The organism is Rhodopirellula baltica SH 1, assembly GCF_000196115.1.
GTDB lineage: Bacteria > Planctomycetota > Planctomycetia > Pirellulales > Pirellulaceae > Rhodopirellula > Rhodopirellula baltica.
The window spans coordinates 3,669,150-3,686,734 of the sequence record NC_005027.1 but is presented as its reverse complement, the minus strand read 5'-3'; the positions used below and the strand labels follow the sequence as shown (position 1 = coordinate 3,686,734).

Genomic DNA, 17,585 nt, shown 5'->3' with positions numbered 1-17,585 from the left:
GATATCCTGAGATCGAATCCAATCGATTTCCTCTCATTCGTCCTTCCACGAGGTGCTCCATGTCCGTTTTGAATCGGTGTGTTCTCAATCATTGTGTCGTCAGTTTGGCCCTGCCAGCGTTCCTGTTCGTCGCCGTCGCATGTCAAACCAACGTTCAAGCTCAAGACGCCGCCACGGCGAAGCCTGTCACGGTGGATGTCTTTGGTGCGGGATCATTGGAAGTGCCCGAATCGTTTAAGAAAACGACCCCTCGCAGCCGGATCATCGAGCACGAATTCGCGGTCAAAGACGGTGAAGGCGACGATGCACCGTCAGCTCGCATCACGATGATGGCAGCGGGCGGAGACGTGAAAACCAACCTGGATCGATGGAAGAATCAATTCAGCGGCTCGAACAAGAAAGTCGCTGAGACCGAAGTGAAGAAGGAAGGTGATTGGGAAACGCACGTGATCGAAGTCTCGGGCACCTTCACCGAAACCATGGGCGGCGGACCGTTCTCTGGCGGACGAAAGGTCCAACGCGAAAATTACAAGATGATGGGGGCGATCTTGGTGCACCCAGACAGTCGCAAGTTCTTCGTGAAGATGTATGGCCCCATCGCTTTGATCGAATCGAACCGCGATCATTTCAAGGAAATGATCACTTCGATTGACGAGTGAAAACGTTTGACTTGACGTGTCGTTCTTGATCGCAGCGACACTTTTGAAACACCCCGGCTCTTTTGGTCGTTCCTTTCGGACATTGATCCTTTGAACACGCAAAGTTTTTTGGAACATCACGGCATTGCTCGCAACCCGTTCGCGGAGGAGGATGCGCAGACCGACCCTGTGTTCAAGCAGCACTGCATTCAGAATGCGTACCACCCTGCTTGGGACAAGGTGTATGGGGACCCAACCGAGCCCGCGACGGCGATCATCTTTGGGCCCAAGGGCAGCGGTAAAACCGCGATGCGATTGCAGGTCGATCGGCATTTGGTGCATTTCAACGCCCAGAACCCGGACGGCCGCGTCTACATCATTCGATATGACGACTTCAATCCGTTCCTGGATCACTTCTGTGAACGATTGGGGCGTCGTGCATCTCGTAAGCCTGAGAAAGCTCTCGATGCGTGGCGCTTGTGGGATCACATGGATGCGATCTTGTGTCTAGGCGTGACCGAACTGGTCGATCAGGTGTTGCTGGAAAGCGATTCGCATCGTCCAAAAGCTGACAATGGCAATCGAATCGACACGGCCAAACTTTCCAAGCTCGATCGCAACGACGCTCGTGATTTGTTGCTGCTGGCGGCTTCCTACGATCAGTCGACCTCATCGACGTTTTCAGGCCGATTTGAGCAATTACGCAAACGGCTGGGGTACGCAAACTGGACCGCATCACTGGATTTCTGGTTTGCAATTGTTTGGTGTGTGTTGGTGGTGGGCGTTTTCGGTTGGCTGTTTTGGAACTCCGCAGATGAAGAGGGCGTGCGGACCTGGAATTTGCTCTGGTTCATCCCAGTGCTGTGCTTTTTTGGCAAACTGCCGTATCTGATTCGGTGGTGCCGCAATCAGTTCGCCGCGATGGGAATCCACCGCCACATGCGGGTAGGCAAACGAGAGACGTCTTCGGTTCGCAAGGTGTTGATGCAGTTCCCGGCAAAGGAACTCGCCAGCCAGCCACTGCCTCGTTATGACCGAACCGACGACCGCTACGAGTTGCTTCGGAAGTTTCAATCGCTGCTGGGGCGATTGGGATTTGACGGGGTGATCGTTTTGATGGACCGGGTCGATGAGCCTCACATGACGGGTGGAAAGCCCGAGCTGATGCGCCGTTTTGTTTGGCCTTTGCTGGATAACAAATTGCTGAAGCACCCCGGATTGGGGTTCAAGTTGATGTTGCCCGAAGAGCTCTACCGCGACACTGAACGCGAAACGCGTGAGTTTCATGAGCGAGCGAGGTTGGATAAGCAGAACGTCATTCCCGCTTTCTCTTGGACAGGTGAATCGCTGTACGACCTGACGCGTTCACGGATGAATGCCTGTGCAGCGGAGGGCAAGCATCCCGATCCCAAGGAATTGTTCGACGATTCGTTGTCGTATGAGCGGATGTTGACGGCGTTTGAGTCGTTGCGAGTGCCCCGGCATTTGTTCCGATTTCTGTACCGGGTGTTGGTGGAACACTGCAATCAATTCACTGATGCGGCCCCGAAGTACAAGATCGACGCATCCACGTTCGAAACTTCCTTGGCGGTTTACGTTCGCGAGATGGAACGGGTATGACGCTGGAATGGGAAAAAAGTTAGAATTCGGGTCAGTTTCCTAACCGGATTGATCGATACAATCCCTAAAGTCCACCACTTTTTGCTGGCTCTCTCGCCCGTGCGGTTGCTTACCGGCAAATTCTCAACCTCTTTTCGATTCGACCGAGCTTTCAACTGCCCTTAAGGCAGGCTGGGTCGACCCGCTTGAACGTCCCGAAAGGGCGATTTCGCATCCATGACCACTTCTACGCCGACGACCAATAAAAAAATCGAATCCGTACCGGGGATCACTGTTCGCTTGTGCGGTGACTCGGGCGACGGAATGCAGCTTTTGGGCACGCAGTTGACCAACACTTCGGCGTTGGCAGGCAACGACGTGGCTACATTCCCCGATTTCCCCGCTGAAATTCGTGCCCCACGCGGCACCCGGGCTGGGGTTTCTGGGTTCCAGGTTCAATTCGCGAGCGAGGCGATCTTCACGCCCGGCGACACCCTGGACGCGTTGGTGGTGATGAACCCCGCGGCTATGGTCACCAACATTGGCGACCTTCGCAAAGGCGGAATCCTGATCGCCAACGAAGATGGATTCAACGAGAAGGAATACAAGCTCGCCAAGGTCGAGAGCAATCCGCTCGAAGCCGACGTGATTGACCAGTCCTATCGAGTCGTGAAGGTCGCGATGACCAAACTGACTCGCGCGGCCGTCGCGGAGCACGGTCTTTCGACCAAGATCGCCGATCGCTGCAAGAACTTCTTCGCAATGGGATTGGTGTACTGGTTGTTTGGTCGATCGCTCGATCCAACGCTTCGTTTCATCGAAGCCAAATTTGGTAAGAAGCCAGACGTTGCCGCGGCCAACGTTGCGGCGCTTCGTGCCGGTTGGGCGTATGGCGAAACGACGGAAGAGTTCAGCGAAAGCTATCAAGTCGAAGCCGCGGAATTGGAACCGGGCACTTATCGCAACATCATGGGCAACCAAGCCCTGGCGTGGGGATTGATTGCTGCATCAAAGATCAGCAACAAAGAGATGTTCTACGGAACGTATCCCATCACGCCCGCCTCGGACATTTTGCACGAGCTGACCAAGTTCAAGAACTTTGGCGTTCGCACATTCCAAGCCGAAGACGAAATCGCCGCGATCGGAGCAACCATCGGGGCGGCATTTGGCGGCACGATGGCGGTTACCGCCAGCAGTGGTCCTGGCATCGCTTTGAAGGGTGAAGCGATGGGATTGGGCGTGATGTTGGAATTGCCAATGATCGTGATCAACGTTCAACGCGGTGGACCCAGCACCGGATTGCCGACCAAGACCGAACAGAGCGATTTGTTGCAAGTCATGTTCGGCCGCAACGGAGAAGCTCCAATGCCAGTCCTGGCACCACGTTCGCCTGGCGATTGTTTCGCAATGGCCGTGGAAGCATGGCGTATCGCGACGGAATGCATGGTTCCCGTGATGCTGTTGTCGGATGGCTACATTGCCAACGGCAGCGAGCCTTGGAAGATTCCGGACATGGATGAGTTGCCAACGATCAGTTGCAGTCATCCGGAAGAGCACACCGGCGACGGCCCATTCTTGCCATACGCTCGCAACGAGAACTTGGCACGTCCTTGGGCGATTCCGGGAACGCCTGAGTTGATGCACCGCGTTGGTGGACTGGAAAAAGAGGACGGCACGGGCAACGTGTCATACGATCCCGCCAACCACCAACACATGTGTGATACTCGCGCGGCCAAGGTCGCGAAGATTGCCGAACGGATTCCAGAGCAAGACGTCAACGGCGAAACGTCGGGCGATGTCTTGGTGGTGTCGTGGGGCGGAACGTATGGCGCATGCCACACGGCGGTCAATCGTTGTCGCCAAGCCGGTCATTCGGTGTCCCATGCCCACATTCGTTACGTCAATCCGTTGCCACGCAACATCGGCACTTTGCTGAAGTCGTTCAAAACGGTCGTCGTGCCGGAACTGAACTCGGGCCAACTGCGAATGCTGCTTCGTGCCGAGTATCTCGTGGACTGCATTGGGATCAACAAAATCCAAGGCAAACCGTTTGCTGTTTCCGAATTGGTGGAAGCCATCAGCAAACACACTTCGACGCATTCGCAAAGCAAAGCGGGTTAGGCGTTCGCCAATCTGTTCGCTTTCGTTGTCGTTCAACTTTGCCAAAATCATCCCCACACAATCATTCAATCCTATGAATCTTCCTGTCCTCAAGGCCGCTGACTTCGCCTCCGATCAAGACGTTCGCTGGTGCCCAGGTTGCGGTGACTATTCGATTCTCGCTCAGATGAAAAAGATCCTGCCGGATCTTGGTGTGCCTCGCGAGAAGACAGTGTTCGTCAGCGGCATCGGTTGCAGCAGCCGATTCCCGTATTACATGAACACTTATGGAATGCACAGCATCCACGGTCGTGCACCAACATTCGCGACCGGGTTGAAGTCGACCCGCCCCGATTTGATGGTGTGGGTCATCACCGGCGATGGCGACGCGTTGTCCATCGGTGGCAACCACTTCATCCACTGCTTGCGCCGTAACCTCGACGTCAACATCGTTCTGTTCAACAACCGGATTTATGGTCTGACAAAGGGGCAGTACAGCCCAACCAGCACCGAAGGTCAGGTCACCAAGAGCACGCCGATGGGTGCGATCGATCACCCGCTAAGTCCACTGTCAGTGGCATTGGCCGCCGAAGCGACGTTTGTCGCACGCAGCATCGATGCACACGTTCAGCACTTGGGCAAAACGCTCAAGGCGGCTGCCGAGCATAAAGGAACATCACTCGTTGAGGTTTATCAAAACTGCAACGTGTTCAACGATGGGGCGATGGCTTACGCACAAGAACGTAAACAGCGTGCGGACAATGTGATCGAGTTGGAACACGGCAAGCCGTTGATCTTTGGTGCCGAACGTGACAAGGGGATTCGTTTGGTCGGCAGCCATCTCGAAGTCGTCAACACCGCCGATGTCCCAGCCGATGATTTGTTGATTCATGACGCACATGATCCGAATCCTTCGATCCAAATGATGTTGGCACGGATGCGTTACCCCGACATGCCAGAGCCAATCGGTGTTCTGCGTAGTGTTGCTGGAGTGGCAACGTACAACGATCAAATCAACGAGCAAGTCACGCAAGCCAAAGCGGCACGCGGCGAAGGCGATCTGTCTAAGCTGTTCCGTAGCGGCGATACATGGGAGGTTACAGCCTGATGTCTCGAGGAAAAACTTTCGACAACATTGCCCGCGCGATCGGTGACACGCCGATGGTGCAGATCAATCGCTTGGTGCCTTCGGGTGATGCGACTGTCTTCGCCAAGTGCGAGTTCTTTCAGCCGCTCAATAGCGTGAAAGACCGTATCGGCGTTGCGATGATCGAAGCTGGGGAACGCGATGGAAGCATCAACCCCGATACGCACATCATCGAACCCACCAGTGGCAACACCGGAATTGCTCTCGCGTTTGTTTGTGCCGCGAAAGGCTACAAGCTGACGCTCACGATGCCTGAATCGATGTCGGTCGAACGCCGTGCGTTGCTTCGAGCGATGGGGGCCAACTTGGTGTTGACGCCTGCTGGTGACGGGATGAAGGGGGCAATCACAACGGCTCAAGAGTTGGTCGACCAAACCGACAACTCGTTCATGCCGCAGCAATTTGAGAACCCATCTAACCCTGCGATCCACGAAGCGACCACCGGCCCTGAAATTTGGGCCGACACGGACGGGAAGATCGACGCGATCGTGGCGGGCGTTGGAACGGGCGGAACGATCACTGGTGTGGCTCGCTACTTGAAGAAACAAAACCCAGACTTCAAAGCATTCGCGGTCGAACCAAAGCATTCGCCCGTGATCAGTGGCGGATCACCTGGCAAACACCGCATTCAAGGAATTGGCGCAGGCTTCATTCCCGGAAATTTGGACACGTCGATCATTGATGACGTCGTTCAGGTCGATGACGAAGATGCGTTCGAGTGGGGGCGTCAGCTTGCCAAGCAAGAAGGCATCGTCGCGGGGATCAGCAGCGGTGCAAACATGTGGGCGGCTGCTCAGATTGCTGCGCGACCCGAGATGAAGGGCAAGCGTATTGTCACCGTGATGTGCAGCTTAGGTGAACGTTATCTCAGCACGCCGCTGTTTGGTGACCTAGGTTTGTAATGGTGTTTATGTCTGATAACTGGTAGGCAACATGAAAGCTTTCGAAGCCACGCGGATTTTCTTTGACCAAGCCGCGGATCGTTTAGAGATTGATCCGGATCTTCGAGAAGCTTTGTTGATGCCCCAGCGTGAGGTGCAGGTCCAAGTGACCATCCGTCTCGATGACGGGCGTCTCGCGAATTACATCGGATTTCGTGTTCAGCACGATCACAGTCGCGGCCCCATGAAGGGCGGATTGCGATTCCACCCCGAAGTCGACCTGGATGAAACTCGCGCATTGGCGAGTTTGATGACTTGGAAAACCGCCGTGGTCGATTTGCCATATGGCGGAGCAAAAGGCGGCATTGGAATTGATCCCAGCAAGATGTCGTCGGCCGAGATCGAACGACTGACTCGGGCGTTTGTCGATCAGATTCATGACATCGTGGGGCCTGATACGGACATTCCCGCACCTGACATGGGTACGGATCACCAAGTGATGGCCTGGTTCCGGAACCAATGGGAAAAGTACCACGGTTTTCATCCGGCCGTCATCACGGGAAAGCCCGTCGAAGAATATGGTGCCAAGGGCCGTGAAGAAGCGACCGGTCGCGGGGTCGGGACTTTGACAGTGAAGTTGACCAAGCGTTTGGGAATGGATGCATCAAAGACTCGCGTTGCCATTCAAGGTTTTGGGAATGTGGGTTCACATGCCGCCAAGTTCTTGCATGACGCCCAGTTTCCGATCGTCGCGGTTTCGGACATCACCGGGACCTATTACAACGCCGACGGATTGAACATCCCCGAGTTGCTGCGTCACAAGTTTGCGCACCCAAAGGGATTGCTGGAAGGATTCGAGCGAGCCGAGCATTTGCCGCTTGATGCGTTGTTGAAACTCGATCATGTCGAGGTGTTGATTCCCGCCGCGTTGGGTGGTGTCATCACGCAAAAGAATGCTCAAGACATCAACGCGAAAGTCATTGTTGAGGCAGCGAACGGTCCGGTCGATCCAGATGCCGACGCGGCACTTCACGATCGTGGGGTCACGATTCTGCCGGACATTCTCGCCAACGCGGGCGGCGTGACGGTCAGCTATTTCGAATGGGTGCAAAACCGGCAGCACTACCGATGGCCGCTGGATCGTGTGCGTCAAGAACTCGATCACACGATGAATGAAGCGTTCGAAAAGGTTTGGCAGATGGCGGCTCAGCACGAAGTGTCACTTCGAACCGCCGCCTACATGATCGGAATCTCAAGAGTTCGTCGTGCAACGGAACTCGCCGGCTTGGCTTGATCGAGCCCGCACCGAACGTTCGCGAAGGTTGCTTCGCGAAACGTTCCGGTTGGCTGCCTATGAGATTGACATCAGCGATGTTGGATCAAAGCACGCCGGAAGTGACCTCAACGTTCATTCCGGTGCGGCTTCGTCTGCTGGTGCGTCTTCTTTGATTGGCTGAACAAAAAGCATCACTTCGGGTTCGTCGGCATCAACTGCTGGACCGGGATCCGCGGGCGGTGCCGAAGCTTCGTATCCCGCTTCTTCAGGAAGCATTTCTCCTTCGGGAGGCGGAATCAATTTGAATTCGAAGTGATTGCTGCCTTGCTTCACGGTCACGCGAGTCAGGTCGAGGATCGCTCCGTTTGCAATCTTGGGTCGTTCAATCTCCAGCATTTCTGCCGGAGAGATATCAGCCGCCAATTTGCCTGGTGTCAGTTCATAGCGAATGTCGTGTGCGCCAATCTTCGCCCCAGGAACATTGGCTAGATAGATCGCTTCGAATTGCCCACTGTCATTCGTGAAGGCGAGCGATGGACGCCCGCCGGAGACTGGGTGGAATTCGATTGCCATGTTCGGGACCGGCACACCGTCATGAAAGACTGTGCCGGTCACTTGCCCCAGCTTTGACGATGGTTGCGGTTCGCAACCAATCGTCATCAGCAGGCACGATCCAATCGCAATTCGCAGAAGACTCATCCAGCAACAAACTCAAAGTTGATTTCGTTGCTGCCGTCGACGACTTCGACTTCGCTTGGTTCGATCTTTGTTTTTCCGCCCATGTCGGGCTTCTTGGAAGTTGGGATGAACTCAGCGTCCGGGCTGGCCGGCATCGGAGCGGCTGGGCCGTTGATCTCGTAGCGAATGGAATGTTTTCCGACGAGAGCTCCGTCGGTGTCGGCGGTGAACATCGCACTGTAGCGACCCTCACTGTCCGTCACCGCCATGGATGGTCGCCCACCCTCGGTAGGAACAAACTCAAGTGCGACACCTTCAACAGGTTTTCCGTCTTGGGTAACCAGCCCCGTGACTTCGCCGATGGGGGGCAGCTCGGGGCCGCATCCCGTGATAAAAGTGAGTACGGCAAGCGTCGCCGTTCCGGTGAGAAGTCTCGATAACCCGTTCATTAAATTAGATTCCTTCTTGAATAGATCTTGATTGGAGCTGAGTCGAAGTGATTTAGAATTCATACTGGTAGACGAAACGGTCATTGCGTCCGTTCATCGCCATGAAGACATCATCAAAGTCGATGCTGTCGGTGATGAATTTGACCGCACCATCGCCCATCGTGAACATTGCACCGCCGACGTGGTTGGAGCGGAAACCGTTGTGCAGCGTGTAGCCGTACAGTTGGGTGTAGTTGCCCGAGTAGATGCTGTTGATGGGCCAACGTGGAACCGTGATGTTGGCGGTCCAACCCAACCAGCCGTGCTGTGAAGGTCCAGCGTTCCAGGCTCCACCAGCGTGGCTGCTCGGGCGACTGTCGGTACGTGTCTTGTCAGCGTGAGGCATTTCAGCGGAGTGTTCGCCGATCGCGATCGTTTGGCTGGTTCCGTCGAGGATGCTCGCGAATTTAGGGTTGCGGTACTTCGAGTTGTTAATGCCGATGATGCCAGCGTCTTGCATCCAGCCGTAGCCGGTCCAAACGTTACGCGAGCCGTCGCTACGTCCGCCCGGTTGCCAGGTGCTATCGCCTTGGCGAATCCCTGGTGTGTAGTAGTAACCAGCAACACCGACGTAGTCGACGATTTGAGTTTTGTAGGTGTCAGGTGCGCCAATTGCGGTGGTGTCGCCGTTGGCGTTGTTGTCGCGATAGTTCTGCATTGGGTTCGACGGGCAGTTGAACCCAGGAACGATTGCGTTATCGAGGACTTCCCAGTTTCGGTTCACAGCGTCTTGGGTGCTGAAGTCGGTATCGACGAAGGTGAGCTTCTCATAGAGAGGCGATTGTTCCATTTGCGGAAGAATCTGCACGAGCCATGAAGCTCCGCGATAAGGCGAGCCAGTGGTGGTTTGCGAGCCGATGTTGGCCGGGAACATGTTGAAGGTGCTGTGGTAGTTGTGGACGGCCAATCCCAACTGCTTCATGTTGTTGGAACACTGCATGCGGCGTGCGGCCTCGCGAGCCGATTGAACGGCTGGAAGCAACAGGCCGACCATCACGCCAATGATGGCGATCACGACGAGCAGTTCGACGAGGGTGAAGCCGGAACTTCTGGATAAACGAGTGGAGTCAGAACGACGCATTGCTTTAAATTTCCATGTGCATGTGCGAATGAATTGGTGGTGTGACTCGATGCAGTCAGGTGCAGCGAAAAGTGACACCGGTGATGTTCATTGGCCTAACGCAAGCAATAGGCCGAAACTTGCCATTGGGAAATCGAACGCCTACTCCTACTGGGGTTTCTCGCGAGCTTAGGGTAGAGATCTTCACCGAAGCTGGTTTGTGGGGTCGGGAAAGATTAGCAGTCAAATAATAAAATTTAAGAAAAATTTGAAAGTCGCTAAATGTTGGGCATGGGCTTTGTACCTCTTTAGGGAGGGGGTTCACATTCAATATGTTTGATTGTTAGGCATCGGTGCTCAAATACAGGGCGTTTCAGCTTTCGGATGCTGAGCATTGCACAAGAGAGCGCAGGTTGTGCAGAAACTGCGGGATCTACAAAAGGAATCGGACGCAGGCGATTTGTGGATCGATGGATTCACGCCTCAACCTGGATCGATGTCCGGGTAAACGCCCTTAGGTGAGCTTTGCAACCTTTGCCGAGCGGGCCGGTAAGGCAAGGATTTCGGCCGCGCGACCCTCGGAAATTTGGCCCGCGAACATCGGTTTCACGGACACTAAGCACGTGAGCGGGAGTCATTGGGCTTGACCACGTAGCGGCGTCTCTCCGAGACGCTGTCATTTGCGAGTCTCAAAGAGACTCGCCCACGTGGGGTTCTACCCGATCATTCCTGCCGACCTGCTTAGTCCTACCTCTGGTGCAGAACCGATTCGTTTTCGACGATCAAGTAGCGTCGGCCGGTCGCGATGTCTCGGAACGTCTGAGTGGCGCCACTGGGCCACTGGACACGGATTTCGTCGACCCTGTCGCAATCCGCCAACCCGAAGTCCAGCAGGGCTTCGTCGGTACACAAGTAGCCATCGCCCGCCGTGACCCAATCCACCAAGCTGCCGTGTGCCGCTTTGATCGTGACACGGGTTCCAATCGCGTCTCGTTCGCTCTGCACGCCGATCAACTCCAGTTGCAGTCCTCGTCCGATGGTGTCTGTGTCGAGCTCCAGCAACGCGGTCGGGCGATCCAAGTGGGTGACAACAAAATCGACACGTCCGTCTTGGTTCCAATCTAGCTTTGCCAAACCTCGTCCTAAATGTTCTTGGGAAAAGTAGTCGGAGGACGCCGAGACCCTGGCTCGTTCGAATCGGTCTTTGCAGCAGTGAATTAGAAGTGGTTTCTGCCGGAAGGGCTCGTCGAGGTGGCTTTGGTCAAAGATATGACCGTTGGTCGTCATCACGTCCAGCCATCCGTCCCGGTCCAGGTCCAGGCTCTTGGAGCCGAAGCCAACGTTGTTGGAGCAGAAACGCGGCAACTGATAGCTCGGCGCAACGTCGCGAAACGTTCCGCCTTCGTTTTGCAGGAACAGATTGTCGTATTCGTTGATGAAATTGCTGACGTGCATGTCGAATCGACCGTCTCGGTTGAAATCACCCGTGGCGATTCCCATGCAGGCGGTCGAGAGGCCGAAGCGACCGCTAGCGACTCCTTGAATACTGGCGATGTCTTTCCAGTGACCTTCTTTCGTCGTTAGCAGATGGTTTGGACGGGCGTCATTGCCAACAAAGACATCGTTTCCAACGCGGCCATCGATGTTGGTGATCACGATGCCCAGTCCCGTGCCCGCCTTCGCGATGGATTCATCAATTTCGCTTCCAACGAAATTGCCACGTCCGTCGCCGCGATACCAGTGATCCGATTCAGGAAGCTGGCTGAGGGGGCCTTGGAGCAGTTCTCGTCCCTGCGAGTCGAATTGTGGTGGATCGAACGCGCCTTCGAGTTGGATGTAATTGACTTCGAACAGATCAGGCAACGCGTCGCCATCGATATCTGCAATCGCCATCGACGATGTGAAGCGTTCGTCCTGTCCGTGCATCTGATCGGTTGCATCGCGAAAGGTACCATCGGCGCAATTGATGAAGAGTCGATTGAGACCGATGTTTGCAACCAATAAATCGGGCCACCCATCTTGGTTGACGTCACCGACACTGATGCCCTGAGAGTATCCAAACTCGTCGCATTGGCTTTGCTGCTCGACTGCAACAAACCGCTTGCCAAGGTTGCGGAAGAGTTGATTGGGTCGGGTTCCACGTAGTTCGGGCGGATCAGCTGAACCTTGGGCAAAATACAAGTCTGGGTTTCCGTCAGCGTCATAGTCGATCACGCCAACACCACCTCCCAGCGATTCATACAGAGCAATCGATGACAGGTCGACTTCCTCGCCTTGGTACCACTTGAATTCCAGTCCCACTTCGGAAGCAATATCTCGGACGCGTATGTCAACATTGGCATTCGCCTTCGCAGACCAACTCAATTCGTCAGTCTCTTTCGTGCCCTTCGTTGCGAGCGGTTGCAGATCAAATTGCGAAGGCACCAGGTTAAACATCGCGTCTTCCGCCATCATTTGACGTAAGCCGGGGACTCCGCGAAGTCGCCGCCGTTGCTGGCCTATCTGAGCCAATTGTCTCGACGCGGTTTTTGGAAGGCTTCGCTCGGCCCATCGAAGCGATTCAAGCGGCCGCCCAAGTTCGAGCAGGTGGCCGCTGATCTTTTCGGCCAATTCATCGTTGCCAGGATCGAGTCCCAGTGATTTCAATGTCTCACGTGATTCGTTGACAATGGCGGCTCTTGCCGCGAAAGCTTCGCTGCGTTCGTTTTGCTGAAGAGCTTTGAATGATTGTTGAATCCGTTGGTAAGTAACGAGGTCGGCGGTATTACGCCGGAGTGCTTGCAGAAGTGAATGTATGGCGGACTCGTACCGGCCGTGGTCGAAGTGGTGGCTTCCGACCGCGAACCAGTAATCGTCGTAGACTTCCCAAGACGGTTTTCGCAACGAGTGCCATTTGAGAAAATCATCGTCGGCTTGGAGCTCAGCCAACACGCGGCCAAGCAAGGCTTTCGCGGACGCCACATTGATGGGTGGATTGGATGAGTTGTCAGCGAGTGATGACTCCAGTTCTTTCCTCGCACTCAGAAAGTCACCGACAGAGAAGTAATATCGGGCTCGTCCTTCACCGGGTTCGAAGTGGTTCGATAGCTGCGATGTTTGTTCGAGCTCTGAGCCAGTGAATTTTCGGGGGTACGATTGACCACGGAAAATAAGCGAACCCAGTTGGTCAGCGTTTGCTTGCCCTCGATCGGTCAGCAAGTCCGCCACCTGGGCTGCCTCAAACGTCCGCCCATGCCTCATAAAGTGTTGCCATAAACGATGGTAACCTTCGGGGTGCGTTGGATTTGCCGCGATGGATTGCCGTAGGGCATGTTCATACCGACGATGGTCATCCAGGTCCGATGCGGTCTGCACGCAGAAGTCGATGACATCGTTTTGCAGCGGCCGATCCGACTCGGTGATGGTCTCGGCAAGATCCAGCGCCCGCGAGAGATTGTCGCGTTTTGCTTCCGCACGTGCGGCCAACCAAATTGTTTCCACGTTGTCAGGCTGAGCAATCATACAAGAACGCAGGAGGCTCGATGCGAGGTCGTAGTCACCACGATCGAAAGCGGCTTGAGCACTGCTCAGTGAATCATTTGTTCCATCCGCCTCCAGCGAGTTTGAATCGCTGGAAGGTGTTTCAGAAGGACCGCAGCCGATCGCTAAAGCCAATCCAACGATGATGCATGCCCATGCTAGCCATATCGACTTGTTATGCAAAGTTTGAGATGGGCAACTGCGAGTCTGCATCGACTGGACTTTCATCAAGTTAACTTGCTCCGAAATTAGCTTGTTCCATTGTTGCCGACTTGAGTTCTTCCCCGCGAGTGACATAACAAGCAGGGGGTGCAATTATCACGTGTCAAATAAAAAACGCTCCCCGATGAACGAGGAGCGTTTTGTTGTTTATCTGAGTCCGATGGACCTAGACCTTGGCAGTGCCCATGGGACCTTTTGCCTCGTCGGCATCACGTTTTTCTTTTGGAGTTGGTTCAACAACTCGGTTTTCATCACTTGAGCAACCTGCTGTGAAACCAAACGAACTCAAAAGAAGGCAACAAATCAGATTTCGAAAATTTTTTGAGGTAAACATAGTTGGGTGGTGATTCAGAAACGGTTGAAAGTGAAACAGGAAGATTGGAAGCGGTCTAGAATTCTTCCCCGATCACCTCTCGGCTTGCACGAGTGCCAAGCGAACCCCAGAGCCCATAAGGGCTGGCGTTACCGGGAGCACGCACGCCGGTCAGCTTTGCGGTGCTAAAGGAAACGAAGTTGACTGTTCCTGCTGTCGAATCGCCAGCCTCGATGCTATCGGTAATGAATTTGACCGCTCCGTCGGCCATCACAACATGGCATCCACCGGGGTGCTGACTGCTAGGCGGGAACAGACCTGGGTACAGAGTATGTCCGACCCAGCATGCTTCACGGTTGGGTGGCAAGATGGTCTGGAAGCCCGTATGAGCGGGGTAGAATGTTGCCCAAGATGAGCCTCGGAAATGCACGCTGTCGGCTCCTTCGAGCGAAGGTGCTGTTCCGCCATCCGATCCGTTGGACCAGAACTGAGGACGCTCGGGGCTCACCCACTGTTGGCACAAGCTTGGGTTTCCTGGCACGCCCGAAGAATCGGTGTTACCGCCAGCGTTCAAGGCAGGCTGTGTTCGCTTGTCGCGATCGCCCAATGACGTCGCGATCTCGCCCAGAGCGATGGTGTTAGAAAGGCCATCCAGAATGTCGCGGAACTTGTGGGTATAGCGAAGGCCAAATGCGCCACGGTCAGTACCTCTGGAGATCGTTCCATAAACACTGGAGACATTGAAGTTGTTGTCGTAGGGGCCGTTAATTTGAAAGTGATTGATCGAGTCACCAAGGTTGACGGCATAGTTAGTGCGTGCACGACCGGGAGATCCGCTGACGCCTGGATCACTTGGGCAACGGAACGCAACAATTTCAGTCATATATGGGATGTAGGCATCACCGCTCCAGTTGTAAGCCGGGGTCGGGCCCATTGCAGGAAACGGCAATGGTGCCGTATCCGCTGGAGGGCTGGCGCCATCGATGTCAACGTTCATGGGATTACTGATTTGTTCCCAAAGCCCCTGCTGTTCCATAAACGGTAGCATGCCAACGAATGCCGAAAGGCTAGCGTTGTTGTATTGTCGCGAGCCGTTGAAAATCCCGGCTCCTGCTTGTGTGGTTCCGGCACCTTGAGTGGGAAGTTGGTTGTAGGCACTGTGGTAATTGTGCATCGCCAAACCGAGTTGCTTCATGTTGTTCCCACAACTCATGCGGCGTGCCGCTTCGCGAGCCGCCTGAACCGCCGGGAGCAACAGCCCGACGAGCACACCGATGATGGCGATCACCACCAGAAGTTCTACGAGGGTGAAGCCGTTTCGGCTTCGATTTGAGTGGACGGACGTGTGGACCATTGAGTGATATTCCATACTGCGGGTTCGTTAAAATTCCTTGCATTCGCCTGCGACCTGATTTGACCTTTGGCGAAAAAACATATGGAACTCCGTCGTCGCAATAAGGAGGCCAAAGACGATTGAGTCATCTTTGGCCGTCGTTCGTCTTTGGCTCCGTTTCCATTTTTGGGGCAATCTATCTCACCGAAGCCGATCGCTGTGGCTCCGATCACGCGACATCGAAAATCCGATTATTTTGGAAATTCATTTTGTCCGGCCAGCACCGGGGCTCGTGCAACTCCCTAGTAGATGGGGCGAAAAAACTATAGGTGCATTGAAAGCGAGCGAAGTTGCACAAATGTTGGGCGTTGGCCTTGGGATTCGCTTTGTGGCATCACCTGCCATTGATAAATTGCTCTATTGATTTATTGAGGTAGCTCACTGCAACCGAGGGGGCGTCTTTTGCAAGTACGGGGAACCGCTCTTTAGACGTCGTTCATAATCCAACGAGAAGTCACCATGGGAGATCATTCTTCCATTGTTGTGTTTCGAGCTCGCGATGTGCGTCCATGCTTGCCCGGTGATCATGCAGGGCAACTACTGATCAAGGATCGGCTCAAGCCACGATTGCGAAGCAGTCTTAGGCAGATTGGCTCTGTTGGTGAGCGGCCTGGTTTGGTGGAGGCAACCGTGAGCAATGCTGGACTACGACATGTCTGCTCTTGTCGCTCTGATAGCGGATGCATCTTTTCTTGCCGGTAGGGATGGAGAGTGCCCACGCCGGGTTTTCGTGTCCGTTGGTGTCGCTATCGCTTACCGACGGCTACTCTTTGAAATCCCTGCCGGGATGAAAACTTGCGCAACCATAGTGCGTTACATCACCAAACATTCATCAGCCCACGCCAATGCCGAAGCGGCTGATGTGATTGGATTGCTTTGGCTCTTGGTGTGATTCACACCGAAGTCATTTGGTGACGACTCAACCGGTGATGCCCAAGCCGGTCATGGTGCCGGTGCTTGTGGCGAACTGGTCGACTTCCATGCCATGCTGTTGCAGTAGTGAGACGTAGAAGTTTGGCAGTGGGTAGTTGTTCTTGCGGTCAAAAGCCAAGTGACCGCCATGCTTGAATCCGCCTCCGGCGATCAACACGGGCATGTTTCGATTGTCGTGGTTGGACGAGTTGCCGAGGTTGCTGGTGAGGAAGACGGTGGTGTCATCCAACAAATTGCCATGCGAATTGCCGTGTTGGCCAAGTCCGCGAAGGAATTCGCCCCATTGCCCAATCATGGCTTCTTCGACGAGTGCGAGCTGTTCGAGCTTGGTCTCGTCGCGGCCGTGGTGACTGAGTGAATGATAGCCTTCTTCGACGCCATCGACCGGAACGACACCGCCGCTGCCGGGCAAGTGCAACGTGACGTAACGCGTCGAATCGGTTTGCAAGGCCAAGGAGACGACATCGCACATCGTTTTCATTCTCGCGATGAGATCATTGGGGTTTCGGATATCGACCGGTGCGCTCGCATCCACGGAGGGCTTTGGCATTTCAGCCCACTTTTGCGATTGCTGCATGCGTTGTTCGAGTTGACGTACGCTCGTGAAGTACGCGTCCAAACGGTCGCGGTCGCCACTACCCAGGTCTCGCTGCAGCGACTTTGCATCTTCGGCGACGATGTCCATGATGCTGCGACCTTGGCGTACCCGGTCTGCCTGTTTTTCGCGTTCCGCGGGTGAGCTGTTCACAAACAGTTCGGCGAACAACTGCGACGCGGAAGTAATCGGTGGGATCATCGCTCCACTCTCGGTGTAGCACGGGCTGGTCGAGCCTCCGGTGCTGCACACCAACGACGGGAACCGTGTCTTGTGACCCTTGTGTTTGGCGAGGTATTGATCGATGGAGATCGTGTTGTTGACGGCACCTGACGAGCCCATCGGCGTCGCAGTCAAAATGCTGGCTTCGGCACGGTGACCACCGTTGACGCCGGGGTGAGACGAGCCGGAGACGACCGTCACCTTTTCGCGAAGATCTTGCAGAGCCTTCAGATAGCGAGAGGGTTGGTAGCTCGTTCCCTCGCCTTCGGGGACCAAGTTCTCGGGCAGCAATCCCAAGCCAACCGTCATGGCGACAAATCGTTTGGCGCGGCCCGACTCTTCGCCGCCGTCGTTGTCAGCGAATGATGGACGCATCGCAGACAGGAACGGCAGTCCCATCGCGACGCCGGAGCCTCGCAAGAGTGTGCGGCGTTTCAGTGGACTTCGCGAATGGAGGTTGCTGCGTTTCATAATCGATTCTCGAAGGCGGGGCGTTGGGCGGGATGGTTCGAAGCGGTCGA

The 17,585-nt window shown here is 54.9% G+C and carries 12 protein-coding genes; 6 read left to right on the top strand and 6 right to left on the bottom strand.

All coding sequences use genetic code 11. The features are described from left to right. Positions 1 to 59: 59 nt before the first annotated feature. From RB_RS14160 to RB_RS14135, 6 genes are all read left to right on the top strand, one after another. Positions 60 to 659 carry a hypothetical protein gene (locus RB_RS14160; protein WP_011121172.1) on the top strand — a complete coding sequence of 200 codons (600 nt, stop codon included), beginning with the start codon at positions 60 to 62 and terminating at the stop codon, positions 657 to 659. A 90-nt stretch (positions 660 to 749) separates the two neighbouring features. Continuing rightward, positions 750 to 2,258 (top strand): hypothetical protein, encoded by a 1,509-nt coding sequence (locus tag RB_RS14155; protein WP_007324153.1) that lies wholly within the window; start codon positions 750 to 752, stop codon positions 2,256 to 2,258. A gap of 216 nt (positions 2,259 to 2,474) precedes the next feature. Then, positions 2,475 to 4,358 carry a 2-oxoacid:acceptor oxidoreductase subunit alpha gene (locus tag RB_RS14150; RefSeq protein ID WP_007324152.1) on the top strand — a complete coding sequence of 628 codons (1,884 nt, stop codon included), beginning with the start codon at positions 2,475 to 2,477 and terminating at the stop codon, positions 4,356 to 4,358. Positions 4,359 to 4,431: 73 nt separating this feature from the next. Further along, positions 4,432 to 5,445 (top strand): 2-oxoacid:ferredoxin oxidoreductase subunit beta, encoded by a 1,014-nt coding sequence (locus RB_RS14145; RefSeq protein WP_007324151.1) that lies wholly within the window; start codon positions 4,432 to 4,434, stop codon positions 5,443 to 5,445. After that, positions 5,427 to 6,386 carry a cysteine synthase A gene (gene cysK, locus RB_RS14140; protein WP_007324150.1) on the top strand — a complete coding sequence of 320 codons (960 nt, stop codon included), beginning with the start codon at positions 5,427 to 5,429 and terminating at the stop codon, positions 6,384 to 6,386. The genes RB_RS14145 and cysK overlap by 19 nt, the downstream gene beginning before the upstream one ends. A gap of 31 nt (positions 6,387 to 6,417) precedes the next feature. Continuing rightward, complete coding sequence (locus RB_RS14135; RefSeq protein WP_007324149.1) at positions 6,418 to 7,659, top strand: Glu/Leu/Phe/Val family dehydrogenase; 1,242 nt, start codon at positions 6,418 to 6,420, stop codon at positions 7,657 to 7,659. A 114-nt stretch (positions 7,660 to 7,773) separates the two neighbouring features. Here the strand turns inward: RB_RS14135 and RB_RS14130 are convergent, their stop codons facing one another. The 6 genes from RB_RS14130 to RB_RS14105 form a co-directional block, all read right to left on the bottom strand. Then, positions 7,774 to 8,340, bottom strand: coding sequence for a carboxypeptidase regulatory-like domain-containing protein (locus RB_RS14130; protein WP_164922022.1), 567 nt, complete (start codon positions 8,338 to 8,340; stop codon positions 7,774 to 7,776). Further along, positions 8,337 to 8,768 carry a carboxypeptidase-like regulatory domain-containing protein gene (locus tag RB_RS14125; RefSeq protein ID WP_007324147.1) on the bottom strand — a complete coding sequence of 144 codons (432 nt, stop codon included), beginning with the start codon at positions 8,766 to 8,768 and terminating at the stop codon, positions 8,337 to 8,339. Before RB_RS14125 ends, RB_RS14130 begins: the two co-directional genes overlap by 4 nt. A 52-nt stretch (positions 8,769 to 8,820) precedes the next feature. Beyond that, positions 8,821 to 9,888 (bottom strand): DUF1559 domain-containing protein, encoded by a 1,068-nt coding sequence (locus tag RB_RS14120; protein ID WP_011121166.1) that lies wholly within the window; start codon positions 9,886 to 9,888, stop codon positions 8,821 to 8,823. 726 nt (positions 9,889 to 10,614) lie between these two features. Then, complete coding sequence (locus RB_RS14115) at positions 10,615 to 13,614, bottom strand: FG-GAP-like repeat-containing protein (protein ID WP_164922021.1); 3,000 nt, start codon at positions 13,612 to 13,614, stop codon at positions 10,615 to 10,617. 383 nt (positions 13,615 to 13,997) lie between these two features. Further along, complete coding sequence (locus tag RB_RS14110) at positions 13,998 to 15,275, bottom strand: DUF1559 domain-containing protein (RefSeq protein WP_164922020.1); 1,278 nt, start codon at positions 15,273 to 15,275, stop codon at positions 13,998 to 14,000. 958 nt (positions 15,276 to 16,233) lie between these two features. After that, complete coding sequence (locus RB_RS14105) at positions 16,234 to 17,535, bottom strand: DUF1552 domain-containing protein (protein ID WP_011121153.1); 1,302 nt, start codon at positions 17,533 to 17,535, stop codon at positions 16,234 to 16,236. Positions 17,536 to 17,585: the final 50 nt, after the last annotated feature.

What these genes read in the sequence shown, in the direction of transcription:
- RB_RS14150 (WP_007324152.1), top strand. Translation starts at nt 2,475, where the DNA reads ATGACCACTTCTACGCCGACGACCAATAAAAAAATCGAATCCGTACCG.
- RB_RS14160 (WP_011121172.1), top strand. Translation starts at nt 60, where the DNA reads ATGTCCGTTTTGAATCGGTGTGTTCTCAATCATTGTGTCGTCAGTTTG.
- RB_RS14145 (WP_007324151.1), top strand. Translation starts at nt 4,432, where the DNA reads ATGAATCTTCCTGTCCTCAAGGCCGCTGACTTCGCCTCCGATCAAGAC.
- RB_RS14130 (WP_164922022.1), bottom strand. Translation starts at nt 8,340, where the DNA reads ATGAGTCTTCTGCGAATTGCGATTGGATCGTGCCTGCTGATGACGATT.
- cysK (WP_007324150.1), top strand. Translation starts at nt 5,427, where the DNA reads ATGGGAGGTTACAGCCTGATGTCTCGAGGAAAAACTTTCGACAACATT.
- RB_RS14115 (WP_164922021.1), bottom strand. Translation starts at nt 13,614, where the DNA reads ATGAAAGTCCAGTCGATGCAGACTCGCAGTTGCCCATCTCAAACTTTG.
- RB_RS14120 (WP_011121166.1), bottom strand. Translation starts at nt 9,888, where the DNA reads ATGCGTCGTTCTGACTCCACTCGTTTATCCAGAAGTTCCGGCTTCACC.
- RB_RS14105 (WP_011121153.1), bottom strand. Translation starts at nt 17,535, where the DNA reads ATGAAACGCAGCAACCTCCATTCGCGAAGTCCACTGAAACGCCGCACA.
- RB_RS14110 (WP_164922020.1), bottom strand. Translation starts at nt 15,275, where the DNA reads ATGGTCCACACGTCCGTCCACTCAAATCGAAGCCGAAACGGCTTCACC.
- RB_RS14125 (WP_007324147.1), bottom strand. Translation starts at nt 8,768, where the DNA reads ATGAACGGGTTATCGAGACTTCTCACCGGAACGGCGACGCTTGCCGTA.
- RB_RS14135 (WP_007324149.1), top strand. Translation starts at nt 6,418, where the DNA reads ATGAAAGCTTTCGAAGCCACGCGGATTTTCTTTGACCAAGCCGCGGAT.